This window comes from Pseudoalteromonas sp. C12FD-1 (assembly GCF_037414265.1).
Classification (GTDB): Bacteria; Pseudomonadota; Gammaproteobacteria; order Enterobacterales; family Alteromonadaceae; genus Pseudoalteromonas.
In genome coordinates this window covers 42,665-57,383 of the sequence record NZ_JBBEVD010000071.1, presented here as the reverse complement: position 1 = coordinate 57,383, position 14,719 = coordinate 42,665, and the positions used below count along the sequence as shown (strand labels likewise).

Below are 14,719 nucleotides of genomic sequence, written 5' to 3'. Positions count from 1 at the left end.
GACTCGGAAAACTATAATGGCTTTATCAACTCAACTACAAGACACCGTAACTAAAGTACCTGCAGTAGCGGTTGCTGCAAATCAAACAATTGATTATGTACAACCGACCAACATGCATATAGAACAACTTGCAGCACAATTTGGCGCGCCACTGATGGTGCTTGATTGCGAAGCTATTCGCCACCAATACCGTGCACTTAAGCACGCACTGCCTGGCGTTGTATTACATTTTGCTTTAAAGCCTTTACCCCATGCTGCTGTTGTGCGCACGTTATTAGAAGAAGGCGCAAGCTTTGATTTAGCAACCAGTGGCGAAGTGGACTTAGTCGCTAGCCAGGGCGTGCCAAGTGAACGTACTATTCACACACACCCAATAAAACGCGACAGTGACATTCGCGACGCACTTGCTTACGGCTGTACAGTGTTTGTGGTGGATAACATTAACGAGCTTGAAAAGTTTATTGCCTATAAAGATCAGGCTGAAATTTTAGTGCGCCTTAGCTTTCGTAATAAAGATGCATTTGCAGATTTATCTAAAAAGTTTGGCTGCAGCCCAGAAGCAGCAATTGACATTATTAGCTATGCACAACAGCTTGGTATTCGTATTAAAGGGTTATCGTTTCATGTAGGTTCGCAATCACCTAATCCTACTAAATACGTTGAGGCGATTAATGCCTGTGCAAAAGTGATTAAACAAGTGAGCGAGTTAGGTTTACCAGCACTAAGTACTCTAGATATTGGCGGTGGTTTTCCTGTGCCGTACAGCGCGGATGTGCTACCAATTGATGTGTTTTGTGCACCTATTAATACTGCACTTGCACAGCTACCAGAAACAATGCAAATTTTTGCTGAACCTGGGCGTTTTATTGTAGCAAGTAGTGTTACGAGCGTTGCCTCTGTAATGGGGCAAGCAATGCGCGAAGGTAAAACATGGTACTACTTAGATGATGGCATTTATGGCTCTTTTAGCGGCTTAATGTTTGATGAGGCAGCCTACCCTATCGGTAGTGCCAAACAAGATGGCGAACGTTTTGAGTCAGTACTTGCAGGTCCAACTTGCGATAGTATAGATGTAATAAGTGATTCAATTATGCTGCCAAAATTAAACAACGGCGATTTAATTATAAGCCGTATGATGGGTGCTTACACGCTAGCTACAGCAACCGACTTTAACTTTTTTAAACGTGCTGAAGTTGTTGTATTGAACGAGCAAGTACACAGCCAAGTTTTAACCGGTTAAGAAAATAAGTTCCTCGCTATAGGTACGTTGGCTTGTACCTGTACACTTCAACGCAGTTGCTCATTCCAACTGCGTTTTTTTATATTTTCTGCAATCGATATAAATGTAGCTCTACCTTTGAAGCAATAAAAAGGAGCTAACGCTCCTTTTACAAAAATAACGGCTTGTAGTCGTTTTCTAACTGCTCAAACGATAAGTCACCTATAAATCTGCCAAAGCTCAACCACGTCGCCAAACCACGTAAATCTTTAAAATGTGGTGGTACAAATTTTGGGCTTTCAATAACACCTAAACTATGTAATTGCGATATAAGTCTAAAGTCATCAATAGATATTTTCCCTACTAATAGTAATGGCAGCTGATCAATGCGCCCAAGCTGAATAGCGACACGAATTAAGTTATATACCAGCACAAACCCTTTTATATAAGCAATATCCTTAGTAAAAGGTAAGCCTGTTGCCGTGCTACCTCTAAATACACGTTGTGCTAACGTATAGCTTTCATCTTTAGACAGCCCCTGCGCTAAGTAATCACGGAATATATCTACAAACTCTGCACCATCAATCACTTTGGTAACCGCTTGAATACGATTTACTAACTTTGATAAACGCCTAGGCGTTGATTTGAGGGTAATTATTTCTGTTAAAACAGCTAACCCTTCTTGGGTTACCGTTGAACTTGGCGTACCTTTACTCAAGCATGTTAAGTAAGGTTGAGCTAAGCCATTTTGAGTGGTACCTACATGTATCCAGCCTTCATGAACTTCTAGAATATCAAGCTCACGTTGTGAGAATTTAACATCTTGGTTTAGCTTAATATTATTTGCGCCTGCTGCCGCATCACTAACAATCCCGTCACTGAGCATAACCTCTACATTAATACCTGACATACTACTGTTGACTTGCTCTGATAGTATTCGCACCGCATCGCTTGCATCAATATTTTTAGGGTCATCAGGTAAAATATCGGCTACTAATAAATTTTGGAGCGGTTTTTCTAGCATATTTGCAAGTTCGAAGAGTGAAGGCTCACCCGCATGAAATAAATCTTTAGGGTGCCCAAAAAGCTCTACCGACAAATCATGAAACTCGCTCGTACCTCTATACTCAAGCATACTGAGCACCGTTTTATACTCGCTACACATTTTACCCATATATTGAGAAATAGGATTAAGTTGCCCAAGCTGGTTAATGATATTGCGATGCAAAGTCGAAAACGCTTGGCGTAATTCGCTAGGGGTAAACCCTAAATCACGCTGCTGATAATAAGCGCTATCGACTAACGGATTTTTTTGGCACTTTTGCCTAAAAAAATCCTCTTTTACTTGTTTATCCCAATTAATGGCATCGAGTATTCTAATCGGCGTTTGTAAAGCAATTAATTGCTCCGACAGTTCGCGAGTTTTAAGAAGTAAAGCCTTGTCTATCATGGTGTAAGCTCAACAAAAAATGAGGCTTGAGCATAAGGTAAAATCAGTTAATAGCAAGTATATTTATCACTTTTTAAGCATTGTTTTTAAGGTGATCGTCCCTCATATATAAAACGTAACAAGATAAAATAATAAAGGGGTAATGATGAAAAACGAACTCGATAACAAGCAGATCCTCTCTGTGTACGAACGTATTCAGCAGCGCGGTAGAAAAAACGATATTGGTAAACATTATCAAGGTGTTACAGCTTACTCTGACATTGATGGCTACACTATTTATTTAGAAGGTAGCGGCGTATTATTGCGCTTTGGGTTTCATAATGCCTACCACTTAGATTATGAGCATGACAAACATAAAGACGACTTTTTAAAAAAACTATACAACATTGCTAATGAGGAATAATGCAGCCAAGACGCATTCGTAAACGCACCACAAACAAGCAAACCACCTCGTTTATAAACCAGGTAATTACTGAGCTGCAGGCGCACCCAGAAAAACTGCAGATAATCCGTCGAAACCTAAATGAATACCGCGAACAGACCCACCTTAAACGCGGTTTTTTGCTGGCTATTGAACGCTTTGACTGGGTGTTTGAGGCCAGTAATGATGTTAACTTTATATGCCAACAAATTTTAGCCGATGATTACATAGGTAATCGCCTTAGACGCTACCCGCTTTTATTTAAAGGCGTTATTAATAGCGCCTAATATACACGCTTTTTATAACTTCAGCGTCCCCTATTATAGCCAGTGCACACTGCTACTTTTTAATTAGTACACTAATTAAACGTGTGAAAAGGTGAGGTTTGCTTAATTAAAATACCCTTCGTACTCTAACTATTACCATTCTAACGAATATTTATCTTTTTTATTACTCATACCCCGTAAACAAATCCTTACTATTCTTACCATTTAACAATTAAATAGTAACCTATTGAATATAATTAATTTTATTTATGAAGACCTGCGAGAAGCACTACTAAAAATTACCCCGCATTTGTTAATGATTCATCTACATCTTGGTATCTGGCTGTTTACTTACACCTTGAATTGTTAGAGCTATTACATTAAACTTATCTTTATTGAACGTTCAATTAATAAAAATCATGCCTAAAGTCGGAATGGAACCTGTCAGGCGTCAGCAGCTAATTGACGCGACCATTGAGTCAGTAGCAGAGCGCGGTTTGCAAGGAACAACCATTAACACCATCAGTAAAAATGCAGGTTTATCATCTGGCATTATTAGCCATTACTTTGGTGGCAAGCAGGGGTTAATAGAGGCAACCGTTAGGTATTTGTTATCGAATTTAAAAAATGAATTAATTGAAAAAGTTGAGCCAACCACCAGCGCAATTGATCGTTTGATGTTTATTGTTGAGGCCAACTTTGCACTTGTTCAACAGCGCAATGACACCACACGTACGTGGTTAAGTTTTTGGGCGCAGTCAATGCACGATCAAGAGCTGCACAGGCTGCAAAATGTAAACAGTAACCGCTTGCAAAGTAATTTAGCATTTTCTTTTAAGCAACTAATGCCCGTAAAGCAAGCAAAACAAGCTGCAGAACTTAGCGCCGCCATGATTGATGGCCTATGGTTAAGAGCAGTATTAAGTCAATCTGACGAAAACCAATTTAAACACAGTGAAACATTAGCAAAAAGCTATGTACATTCACTCATCAAGCAATATGGAGCCTAGCGTGACTACACCTGTCTATCAAAACTTTATCAACGGCCACTTCCTTGCAAACCAAAGTGGTGAAACTTTTGATGTAAAAAATCCAGCTACAGATGAAGTTATTTACTCGGTAGAAATTGCCGACGAATTTATTCAAAACGCGGCTATCGAAAGCGCAAAACAAGGCTTTGCTCAATGGTCAAAAATGAGCCCAATAGAACGGAGCCGGATTTTATTAAAAGCGGTTGCTTTATTGCGTGAGCGAAATGACGAGCTTGCCTTAGTTGAAGTAGTTGATACAGGCAAACCAATGCAAGAAGCTAACTGCGTTGATATAGAAACAGGCGCAGATGTAATTGAATACTTTGCAGGCCTAGCACCAGCGCAAGTTGGCCAGCAGCAAATGGTTGGCGAAGATTTTTACTATACCCGCAAAGAGCCACTAGGCATTTGTGCTGGTATTGGTGCATGGAACTACCCGCTGCAAATTGCATGTTGGAAATCGGGCCCTGCCCTTGCTGCAGGTAATGCATTTATTTTTAAACCTTCTGAAGAAACCCCTTTAGGTGCTATTAAACTCGCTGAAATTTTTGTTGAAGCAGGCGTACCTGCCGGCGTATTTAACGTTGTGCAAGGTGCCGGTGATGTAGGTCAGTGGTTAACCTCTCACAGTGAAATAGACAAAGTGTCGTTCACTGGTGAAGTAGGCACAGGTAAAAAAGTAGTGGCAAGCGCTGCGGGTACATTAAAAGACGTCACAATGGAACTCGGTGGTAAATCACCTTTATTAGTGTTTGAAGATGCCAATATTGAGCAAGCAGTCAGTGCTGCCATGTTAGGTAACTTTTATACACAAGGCGAAATTTGTACTAACTGTACCCGTATTTATGTTCATAAAAATGTATATCAACAATTTATTGAAGAGCTTAAAACCCGTACAGAGCAAAATATTATTGCCGGTGATCCTCAAGATTTAAATACTAACTTTGGGGCATTAATTTCTAAAAAGCATCAAGAATTGGTAATGAGCTACATAGAAAGTGGATTGGCCGAAGGTGCAACGCTACTTACTGGCGGTACAACACTTTCTCCTGAATCAGCGCCTAATGGCTACTTTGTAGCACCTACGGTATTTACCGATTGCAACGATAACATGACTATTGTTAAAGAAGAAATTTTTGGCCCAGTTATGAGCGTGCTTGTTTTTGAAGACGAAGACGATGTTATCGCCCGTGCAAATGGTACACACCTTGGATTAGCCGCAGGCGTATTTACAAGCGATATTAAACGTGCACACCGTGTTATTCACCAATTAGAAGCCGGTATTTGTTGGATTAATGCTTATGGTAATTCACCTGCTGAAATGCCTGTTGGTGGTTACAAGCAATCAGGTATTGGCCGTGAAAATGGCATAGAAACGCTTGAACATTATACGCAAACGAAGTCTATTTATGTGGGCATGGCCGACATAGAAAGCCCGTTTTAAGGTGGTAACTATGAGTAACACTTTCGATTATATTATTGTTGGCGCCGGCTCTGCAGGTTGTGTACTTGCAAATCGCTTATCTGAAGATACAAACAATAAAGTGCTATTGCTAGAAACCGGTGGTAGCGATAAAAGTATATTTATAAAAATGCCAACTGCGCTCTCTATTCCTATGAATACAGATAAATACGCATGGCAATTTCACACTCAGCCAGAGCCGTATTTAGATAACCGAGAAATGCACTGCCCACGCGGTAAAGTGTTAGGCGGTTCGTCATCAATTAATGGCATGGTATATGTACGTGGCCACGCGAAAGATTTTGACGAGTGGCAGCAACACGGTGCTAACGGCTGGGATTATCAGTCGTGCTTACCTTACTTTAAAAAAGCAGAAAGCTTTTATTTAGGTGAAAACGCGCACCGAGGTGGCACCGGCCCGCTCGGCGTTAATAACGGTAACGAAATGCAAAACCCGCTTTACACCACCTTTATTAAAGCAGGTGTAGAAGCAGGATATGCACACACAGACGACTACAACGCAGCTCAGCAAGAAGGCTTTGGCCCGATGCATATGACTGTTAAAGACGGTGTGCGTAGTTCGGCCTCGCGCGAGTATTTAGACCCAGTAAAATCACGCAGTAACCTAACAGTTATTACAGGTGCTTTAGCACAAAAAGTGATTTTAGAGGGCAAAAAAGCCACAGGCATTGAATACACAGTAAATGGCACACTTAAAACGGCGCATGCGACTAAAGACGTTGTATTAAGTGCTGGCCCAATTGGCTCACCGCATATTTTACAGCTTTCGGGGATTGGTGATAAAGCCATACTTGAAGAAGCCGGTGTTGAGGTAAAACATCACTTACCAGGCGTAGGTCAAAACTTACAAGATCACCTTGAGTTTTACTTTCAGTACAAGTGTAAGCAACCTATTACCTTAAACGGTAAATTAGGTCTTATTTCAAAAGGCTTAATTGGCGCTAAATGGCTACTGACCCGTAAAGGCTTAGGCGCAACGAATCACTTTGAGTCGTGCGCGTTTATTCGCTCAAAACCAGATGTTGAATGGCCAGATATTCAATACCACTTTTTACCAGCGGCGATGCGCTACGATGGGCGCAGTGCGTTTGCGGGTCATGGTTTTCAGGTGCATGTAGGCCATAACAAACCTAAAAGCCGTGGTAGTGTCACCATTCAATCAGCTAATCCAGAGCAACCGCCGAAGATTTTATTTAACTACTTGCAGCATAAAGACGATATTGAAGGCTTTAGAGCATGTGTACGCCTAACTCGCGACATTATTGAGCAAAGCGCATTTGATGACTACCGCGATGAAGAAATTCAACCTGGTAAGCACATTCAAACTGACGAAGAAATAGATGCCTTTGTACGCCAAGCAGTAGAAAGTGCCTATCACCCGTCTTGTTCTTGCAAAATGGGCGAAGATGACATGGCGGTGGTTAATTCAAATACCCAAGTTCATGGTATTGAAGGGCTGCGCGTTGTTGACTCGTCAATCTTCCCAACGGTACCTAACGGTAACTTAAATGCCCCTACAATTATGGTTGCAGAAAAAGCAGCTGATCTAATTTTAGGTAAAACACCGTTACCGCAAGCATCTGTAAACGTTGCCATGAGCAGTAATTGGCAAACAACGCAACGTAATAGCGAGATTTAATTAAGCCATAGCGTGCCTAACATTGTGTGGGCACGTTCAACTTGCAGTGGCTCACGGCGTAAATTGGTTGCGCGGTGTTTGTGCAAGTAATAAAACAAAAACGGAGAACTTATGAGTTACTTTTATTCATTTTGGGAGGGCGATAATGACTATATGGCTTAGTGCTGGCATTATATTTACGCTACTTGCTGTTATTACTATTTTATTTAAATGGGGTAACGTACGCGTAGTAGGCGTAACACCAGTGAGAACTTTTACCTTTATCGCAATCTTATTTACCTCAGGCCTAGACGTTGGCCTAATCATGTTTCCATTAACCGAATTTGCAGGTTATGCAGACATAAAAGCAAGCCCAGAATACGCGTTTGCAAACCCACTGGCTATTGAGTTTGGCTACTGGGGATTCTTGATCTGGGGATTTTACTTTCTTACGTGTTTTTATTTCTGTGTAATAGAGCCCAAAGTTAAATTTTTCGAAATTTCATGGGTAAAATTCATTAATAACGTAGTTATTATTGGCACATGTGCCTTTACAGCTTACTTACTGCTTTCTAATTTACCGTGGTATTTACCTGAGCTGGGCGATGGGTCGAGCGTTATACCCACCTTTTATTTAATTGTATTTGCGGCTATTTGCTTTGCAGTGTATTCAAGTACAGATATTAAATATGTACGTTTTTTGAGCATTTCTACAACCTGGTTATTTATTGCGTTAATTGCCTTTATGTGGGTTGGTGCATTTGTTGTTGGTGACAGCGAAATGTCGGCATTTACTAATAACCTTGCAGAAATAGGTACTTACTTTGCCAATATAAATGAGTTTGTTTTACCACTTAACGATTATCATGAGTTTTACCTGTTTTGGTGGTTTGCCTGGAGCATTATGATTGGCCAATTTACATCTCGTTTTGTTGGCGGCCTTAAAACATACCAAGTATTAGGTGCAATGTTGATATTCCCTTCTATCCCAATTGCAATTTGGTTTAGCGTACTTTATCACTACCACGAAATGGGTATTTCAACAGCGGGGATTAAAAACTTTGCTATGGTGTTTGTTGGTATCGTGTTTGTAATTAATTCGCTTGATTCATTAATACGCTTATACACAGATAACCTTAACTTAACGGTTAAACGTTTAGGTAAAATGAACTATATGATACTCAATATTGTTGCCCTTTCGTTACTAACCCTATTGTTTAAGCTGGAGTTTTTACAAATTCAGTGGGTTGGCGCGTTAGTAATCGCACTATTTTTTGCCTGTGCTGCATTTATTGGCTACAGCAAATTTAAAACAGTTAACAACATAGATAGTTCGCCAAAAGCAAACAAAATTGACTACACAAAAATAGAAACTGTACATTAGGGATCAACAATGAATAACAAACTAAAACAACTTGCAGTAGCACTGCCTTTCGCGCTTTTATCAACAACTGCAACAGCGAACTGGTCAACAACCATTACAGCGGCATCTGACTATACTTTTAACGGTGTAACACAAACAGATAGCGACCCTGCAATTCAAGCAAGCCTTGATTACGCATTCGACAGCGGTGTTTACGCAGGTGCATGGGCTTCTAATGTCGATTTTGGTGATGACACTGACTTTGAACTTGATGCCTACTTAGGTAAATACGTGCAATTAACTGACAAGGTTAGCGCAGATTACGGCATCGCTTATTACACATATCAAGGTAATAACAGCGATGGTAACTACGCAGAAGCCTACACAAAATTTGGCTATGCAAGTGAGTATGGCCAAACGGAGCTTAACTTTTGGTATAGCTGGGATTACTTTGGTACAGGCGCTGGCCATGTTATCTCTATGATTGCGCACACCTTTGAAATTGCACCAAACCATGCAATTCGTGCAAGCTTTGATATTTCAAATTCACTTGATGGCGAAAAGTGGGCATGGGATGTAAACCAAAAGAAATCATACAAACATTACCGCTTAGCGTATCAAACTAGCTACGAAGGGTTTGGCATTGAGATTGCTGCCGAAGATACAAGCTTAGATTACGATTACGCTGATGAGCGTATAGTACTTGCTATATCACGCACATTCGATTTATAAAATTGTAGTTATTAGATTCTACAAACAAAAATGCCACTTTTAAAAGTGGCATTTTTTTTACTTAATTTTCAGGCTATTGCCCAAAAAAACTTTGCTTTATTTAGGGGCGATTAGCGCAATATAGGGTTTAACTTTTCAGAGCCTACATAGTTGCGCCAGTGAATGCTCAACTTCATTGCCTATAGGTAGTTGAATTTCATCGTATAGCCTAGCCAAAAACCCTACATTACCTTGCATAATAAACAGGCTCTAACCTTCTATTTCCCAGGCGCTGGTACCCGCTGCAGATAAATTAGCGGTATTTTTACGTAACACTTTGTTACCCACATTGATAGATGATTCTGGGCGACTAACCAAATAGCCTTGCACAGAGCTTACTCCCATGCGTTTTACGAGTTCAAACTGCTCTATCTCTTCTACGCCCTCGGCTACTATTTTAAGTCCTAACTTTTGACCTAGTTCGCTGATTGTATTAAGGATGTCATTGTACTTTGGACTTTTATCGGCTTGAGAGATGAACGAACGGTCTATTTTTATTACATCAATGGGTAAATCAGCCAATGTACTTAATGAACTAAAGCCGGTACCAAAATCGTCAATGGCAATTGTCACACCTTCACCACGAAGTCGTTCAAGCTCTTCAATCATACTTTTACTGGCTTTAATAAACGTAGATTCCGTTATTTCTAGCATTAAAGAATGCGATGGCAGGCCTGTGTTTTTTAGATTTTTCATTATCCAATCATACACTGAGCGGTGCTTTAATTGCACGCCTGATACATTAACCGAAATTTTTACTTTACGCATACCAGCATTATGCCATGCGGCCATTTGCCTACAGGACTCATGCATAATCCAATCACCAAGCTCTAAAATAAGATTAGACTCTTCTGCAATAGGTATAAACTCCGCCGGTGAAATCATCCCTTCAATTGGATGATCCCAACGAGTTAGCGCTTCAAAATAATCTATCATGCAATCTTCAACATGAACGATAGGTTGAAAAGATAAGTAAAAGTCTTTACATGCAACCGCTAAACGCAACTCTTCTAATAAATAGTGATAGCGGCGCATTTTATTACCCATCTCTGGGGAGTACACTTTAAAAATGCCTTTACCATCGCTTTTTGCACGGTACATTGCCACATCCGCTAACTGTAAGAGTGCTTGTGGTGTTGATGCGCTCTCTGGGTAAGTAGCTATTCCTATACTGGCGCTAATTTTTACTATTTTATTACCTAGTACAAAGTCTTTTTCAAGTTCACTGAGTACGTGCTTAGCAATATCGACCACTTTATTATCGCTATCTACTGACTCAATAAAAATTGAAAATTCGTCACCGCCTAAACGTGATAAATTTTGTTCTAACTGATTAGCGCCATTAATATTACTTAGCTTATGATGGCGTAATACATTGGCTAGACGCGTAGCAACCTGCACCAAAATTTCATCACCAAAGCTGTGGCCAAACGAATCATTTACTTGTTTAAATCCATCTAGGTCAATAAACAACAAGGCGCATTTAAGCTGCTCTTCATCAGTAAAATTTATTTGCCTATCTATATGCTCAATATAAGCATGGCGATCAATAAGCAAGGTTAGCTTATCTTGGCAGATACTTGTTTGTGTTTGCTTTAAATAATTAGCAACATGGGTGTTTAAATTGTTTATTGACTGGCTTAAATTACCAAGCCCTGATGGGTTATCGTTTTGGGGTTGTAAGTTAAATGCAACAAGCAATTGATTAGCATTGTTATTTAGCTGTGCAATTTGTTGCTGATAAGATATTTTTCTACGCTCTTTACGAATAATCGAAAAGCCAACAAACAATACCATACACACCAAAATAAAGTTTATTGGCGAGGTTAAAGTCATTAAAATAAGTTTTGTTGCGTTTGCAGCTATAAATTCCGTGTCGGTAGTTTTAACTAATAAAAAATCGGCAGAGGGCTGATGTATTAAATAATGCCCATTAAGCAAAGGGTTATACCAAGGCGCCATTTCGAGCGTTGTATCTACAATATCAAAGTGGCGTAAATCTATGTCAGGGTTGAATAAATTAATGCGGTTAATTTGATTTGTTAGTTCGATGTTTAAACAAAAGCAAAACAAGATAAATACAAAAAAAATGCTGCCTAAGGGTTTAAATTTATTCATCAATAAAATCCATCTAAATTACTTATCCTATAAACCCATTACTAAAAGGCGATTATATCGTCTGTTTTTAGTACTAAGCAAGCCATAGTGCAGTCCTAAGTTATTAAAAATTTTTAGAACTGCACTTTAACAGAATAAATTAGTGCTTAATAATTAGCTAATTATAGAGTGTGATGAATAAAAATAAACCTTAAGCTTAAAAATGTTTGTACAACTAATATGGTAAGTATTTAATACATGCCATCAATTAGTTCGATAATTTTTTCCTTTGCATCTATAAACTTATCTAGCCCACCGCCAGTGCGATAAGATGCTTGCGCAATCTTTTTATTCGTTTTAGCGTCAGTAACCCAAATATTTGCATATGACATGTACAGCGCTAAATCCCAATGCCAGTTAGCTACGTAATAAGCAACAGCATTACATCCTGAAATATCAGCATTGGGTAACTCAGTTTGATATTCCTGATGTTTTAAAACATAGTTAGCAGCAATTACACGTGTTTTAACGTTATGCTTTGCAAACCCTTCTTCCATCGCAGTAACAACACCTTCTTTAACTGCTTTATGTTCAGCTATACAAACTACTTCAGGTTTCACAGTGTCAAAGCGAGTTATATCTTGCTTAGCAGCACAACCTGCTAAAGTAGCTACCATTGCTCCTGCAATAGTTATTTTTATTGTTTTCATATTCATCCTTTTATGTTTATTTAAAGTTGCCATGCATAGCTCACTTTTGTAAAAAATGTGCGTTGATCTCTTTCAACGTGTTTTAGGGAATCGTCTTGATAGCTTTTATCTGAGTAGCCTAAATAAAATAATGTTTGAGCATTAATTTTGTACGAGTAAACTAATTGGCTGCCATAGTCTTTATTAATGTGACTAACTTGGTAATAGTAAGCATCTTTATTTCTATCAATGTCTTCAAATTGCAATATAAGCTTGAGCATAGCGCGCATACTAAATTTATAATAAAGCCTAAAATCTAATAAGTTAGCAGTATAAACTCGCTCCCCTTGAGGGTTATCTAAAACGCTGTAGTTATGTGTAGCGTCTACTTGCCAATGATCGTTTATATCCCACGTAACTTGCGTTTGCGTCGCATACGAATCGCCAATTTGCTCGTTAGCGTAATCAATGCGGCTGCCATACTCGCCATAAAACGAAAGCCATATATTATTTTTAGGTTTAAAGCCCGTATAAACAAAGCCAATATTTTGGTTATAAAAAGCATCATTATAGTTTTCATAACGATGCAGTAAGCCAATTTCAAAAATAGACTGCTTTTGCCCTTTTAATGTTATAAACCCTTGGTACTCTTCTTCAAGTAGGTCGCCATTTTGCGCCCATGTTTTATCCCAATCAGCCTCATAAGACCATGACGTTAATAAGCCAGACTCATCTGCGTACCAGGTTTGGCCTCCGCCAAAGCCTACGTTCTCATAATCTACTTTTTCTTGATAACCTAAGTCAGTGCGATAGTCTTTACCTATATTTTCGTAGCTAGCAAACAAATTGTAGTCACGTTTATCACGAGTAAACTCTAAAGCGTACGCTTCATCAGATTGAGTTTTAGATAAGTTATAGCTACTTGTTAAAAAGTCAGAGTTTTTAGAATCTGTTGTAGCCACTTGATAAGTGAGCAGATCAGATTGATTAAACCAGTAGCTGCCATCGACAGAAAGCACTGTATTATAGTAATCATCGTTTTCGCGGTGGGTCGTACTTAGCCCTATAGTGCCTTGTTGGCCAATATCGTATTGATAACGTGCCGCTGCTGCGTGGGTTTTATCCTCTAAAATTGCAAAACCAGAGCCTTGATTTGTAGGCAATAAAATAGTGCTATTATTGTCATCGGCATACATAAATGCATAGCTATGTTGCCCTGTTTTACCTGTTAATTTTGCCCCTATTTCAGGCTCTGCAATGGTGCGGGTATACAATAGTTCAAACAAACTGCTTTTAAAGTAGGATGCGCCATCTAAAAAAAACGGCCTTTTTTCAGCATAATAAATTGAGTACGTGGTGTTTACATCAAGCTCTAATGCATCACTCTCTATTTGCGAAAAGTCGGGGTTTATAGTGGCATTAATTACCGCATCTTGTGTAACCCCCCAACGTAAATCAAGGCCAGCTTCGGTGTCTATATCACCATTATCCCACTGCCCCGGCAAAGTAGGCTTTGAGTCATTTCTGAGCGCCGTAAGCGTGGGGGTTAATTGCAGGTTTTTGCTGGCTTTTATATTTTTAAAACCAATTAATTTATCAAACTGACATAAACTGCATTTGATATCTCGGTCAAACCCCATATTTGAAAGCTGATACAGTACATCACGTTGGTAATTTCGCATAAGGGCAAAGCCCCATGTTAAATCTGTTTGATTTTCAGGAAATCTCAGCGCTTTAAAAGGTATGCGCATTTCAACCACATACCCTTGGTCGGTAATTTGCCCTGCACTATCCCATATTGCATCCCAAGAGGGGTCTGATTGCCAGCCATCGGTGTCACTCATTCGCGTATCACCTTGTGCACCCAATGGGTTTACATAAAATTCGTAAGCTGAGCGTTCATCGTTAAAAGTATCAATAATTAAAATAACCGTATCATCTTGCCAAAGCGTATCTCTGTCGCGTAGAGAAGCTGTTATTTCACTCGGCTGTGGATCTTCGGCTACAAATGCAACATATAAGTTGCTTCCATCCTCATACATGTAAGCATCGGTTTTAACCGGTGGGGTGCCCTTTTCGTTAGGCTCATCTTGAAATGCTATAGGGAGTAAAGTGGCATTTTGCCAATGGGGCTCATCTAGTACGCCATCTACAGTAATATCTGCTTTTATATGTATAAGAGAATGCTGCTGTTTCTCACTGGCATAAAGGTGGTTGGAAAATAAAAGTGCTAATAAAAAGGGAAATAAAGCACTGCATTGTTTTTTTATAATTATTAAGTACTGCATAAACATCCATTTAGACGTGTTTA

12 protein-coding genes are annotated in these 14,719 nt (G+C 39.4%); 8 read left to right on the top strand and 4 right to left on the bottom strand.

Annotated elements, in window-relative coordinates; translation table 11 throughout:
• The first annotated feature begins 16 nt into the window (after positions 1–16).
• Positions 17–1,240, top strand: a complete 1,224-nt coding sequence (locus WDB87_RS12620) for a type III PLP-dependent enzyme (RefSeq protein WP_286247963.1) — start codon at positions 17–19, stop codon at positions 1,238–1,240.
• A gap of 148 nt (positions 1,241–1,388) precedes the next feature.
• Here WDB87_RS12620 and WDB87_RS12615 read toward each other — a convergent pair whose 3' ends face one another.
• On the bottom strand, positions 1,389–2,669 hold the full coding sequence (locus WDB87_RS12615) for a flavohemoglobin expression-modulating QEGLA motif protein (RefSeq protein WP_337850032.1): 1,281 nt from the start codon (positions 2,667–2,669) through the stop codon (positions 1,389–1,391).
• A gap of 145 nt (positions 2,670–2,814) precedes the next feature.
• Between WDB87_RS12615 and WDB87_RS12610 the strand changes: the two genes are divergently transcribed.
• From WDB87_RS12610 to WDB87_RS12580, 7 genes are all read left to right on the top strand, one after another.
• Positions 2,815–3,072 carry a DUF3081 domain-containing protein gene (locus WDB87_RS12610; protein WP_286249264.1) on the top strand — a complete coding sequence of 86 codons (258 nt, stop codon included), beginning with the start codon at positions 2,815–2,817 and terminating at the stop codon, positions 3,070–3,072.
• Entirely contained in the window at positions 3,072–3,377 is a 306-nt protein-coding gene (locus WDB87_RS12605; protein ID WP_286247959.1) for a hypothetical protein, read from the top strand. The genes WDB87_RS12610 and WDB87_RS12605 overlap by 1 nt, the downstream gene beginning before the upstream one ends.
• A 413-nt stretch (positions 3,378–3,790) precedes the next feature.
• Positions 3,791–4,366, top strand: coding sequence for a transcriptional regulator BetI (gene betI, locus WDB87_RS12600; protein ID WP_286249263.1), 576 nt, complete (start codon positions 3,791–3,793; stop codon positions 4,364–4,366).
• 1 nt (position 4,367) lies between these two features.
• Positions 4,368–5,831, top strand: coding sequence for a betaine-aldehyde dehydrogenase (gene betB / locus WDB87_RS12595; RefSeq protein WP_337850031.1), 1,464 nt, complete (start codon positions 4,368–4,370; stop codon positions 5,829–5,831).
• 10 nt (positions 5,832–5,841) lie between these two features.
• Positions 5,842–7,509 carry a choline dehydrogenase gene (gene betA, locus WDB87_RS12590; protein WP_337850030.1) on the top strand — a complete coding sequence of 556 codons (1,668 nt, stop codon included), beginning with the start codon at positions 5,842–5,844 and terminating at the stop codon, positions 7,507–7,509.
• A gap of 145 nt (positions 7,510–7,654) precedes the next feature.
• Positions 7,655–8,872, top strand: coding sequence for a BCCT family transporter (locus tag WDB87_RS12585; protein WP_286247954.1), 1,218 nt, complete (start codon positions 7,655–7,657; stop codon positions 8,870–8,872).
• A 9-nt stretch (positions 8,873–8,881) separates the two neighbouring features.
• Positions 8,882–9,583 carry a TorF family putative porin gene (locus tag WDB87_RS12580; RefSeq protein ID WP_286247952.1) on the top strand — a complete coding sequence of 234 codons (702 nt, stop codon included), beginning with the start codon at positions 8,882–8,884 and terminating at the stop codon, positions 9,581–9,583.
• A gap of 249 nt (positions 9,584–9,832) precedes the next feature.
• Here WDB87_RS12580 and WDB87_RS12575 read toward each other — a convergent pair whose 3' ends face one another.
• The 3 genes from WDB87_RS12575 to WDB87_RS12565 all read right to left on the bottom strand — a co-directional run bounded on the left by WDB87_RS12575 (position 9,833) and on the right by WDB87_RS12565 (position 14,696).
• On the bottom strand, positions 9,833–11,740 hold the full coding sequence (locus tag WDB87_RS12575) for a putative bifunctional diguanylate cyclase/phosphodiesterase (RefSeq protein WP_286247949.1): 1,908 nt from the start codon (positions 11,738–11,740) through the stop codon (positions 9,833–9,835).
• Positions 11,741–11,970: 230 nt separating this feature from the next.
• Positions 11,971–12,429: an Sbal_3080 family lipoprotein gene (locus WDB87_RS12570; RefSeq protein ID WP_337850029.1), complete on the bottom strand. Its 459-nt coding sequence runs from the start codon at positions 12,427–12,429 to the stop codon at positions 11,971–11,973.
• 20 nt (positions 12,430–12,449) lie between these two features.
• On the bottom strand, positions 12,450–14,696 hold the full coding sequence (locus WDB87_RS12565) for a carbohydrate binding family 9 domain-containing protein (protein ID WP_337850028.1): 2,247 nt from the start codon (positions 14,694–14,696) through the stop codon (positions 12,450–12,452).
• Positions 14,697–14,719 lie beyond the last annotated feature (23 nt).

Excerpts from the sequence above, each read along its gene's own strand:
- WDB87_RS12610 (WP_286249264.1), top strand. The coding sequence starts at position 2,815 with ATGAAAAACGAACTCGATAACAAGCAGATCCTCTCTGTGTACGAACGT.
- betI (WP_286249263.1), top strand. The coding sequence starts at position 3,791 with ATGGAACCTGTCAGGCGTCAGCAGCTAATTGACGCGACCATTGAGTCA.
- WDB87_RS12585 (WP_286247954.1), top strand. The coding sequence starts at position 7,655 with ATGACTATATGGCTTAGTGCTGGCATTATATTTACGCTACTTGCTGTT.
- WDB87_RS12575 (WP_286247949.1), bottom strand. The coding sequence starts at position 11,740 with ATGAATAAATTTAAACCCTTAGGCAGCATTTTTTTTGTATTTATCTTG.
- WDB87_RS12605 (WP_286247959.1), top strand. The coding sequence starts at position 3,072 with ATGCAGCCAAGACGCATTCGTAAACGCACCACAAACAAGCAAACCACC.
- WDB87_RS12580 (WP_286247952.1), top strand. The coding sequence starts at position 8,882 with ATGAATAACAAACTAAAACAACTTGCAGTAGCACTGCCTTTCGCGCTT.
- WDB87_RS12615 (WP_337850032.1), bottom strand. The coding sequence starts at position 2,669 with ATGATAGACAAGGCTTTACTTCTTAAAACTCGCGAACTGTCGGAGCAA.
- betA (WP_337850030.1), top strand. The coding sequence starts at position 5,842 with ATGAGTAACACTTTCGATTATATTATTGTTGGCGCCGGCTCTGCAGGT.
- WDB87_RS12565 (WP_337850028.1), bottom strand. The coding sequence starts at position 14,696 with ATGCAGTACTTAATAATTATAAAAAAACAATGCAGTGCTTTATTTCCC.
- WDB87_RS12570 (WP_337850029.1), bottom strand. The coding sequence starts at position 12,429 with ATGAAAACAATAAAAATAACTATTGCAGGAGCAATGGTAGCTACTTTA.
- WDB87_RS12620 (WP_286247963.1), top strand. The coding sequence starts at position 17 with ATGGCTTTATCAACTCAACTACAAGACACCGTAACTAAAGTACCTGCA.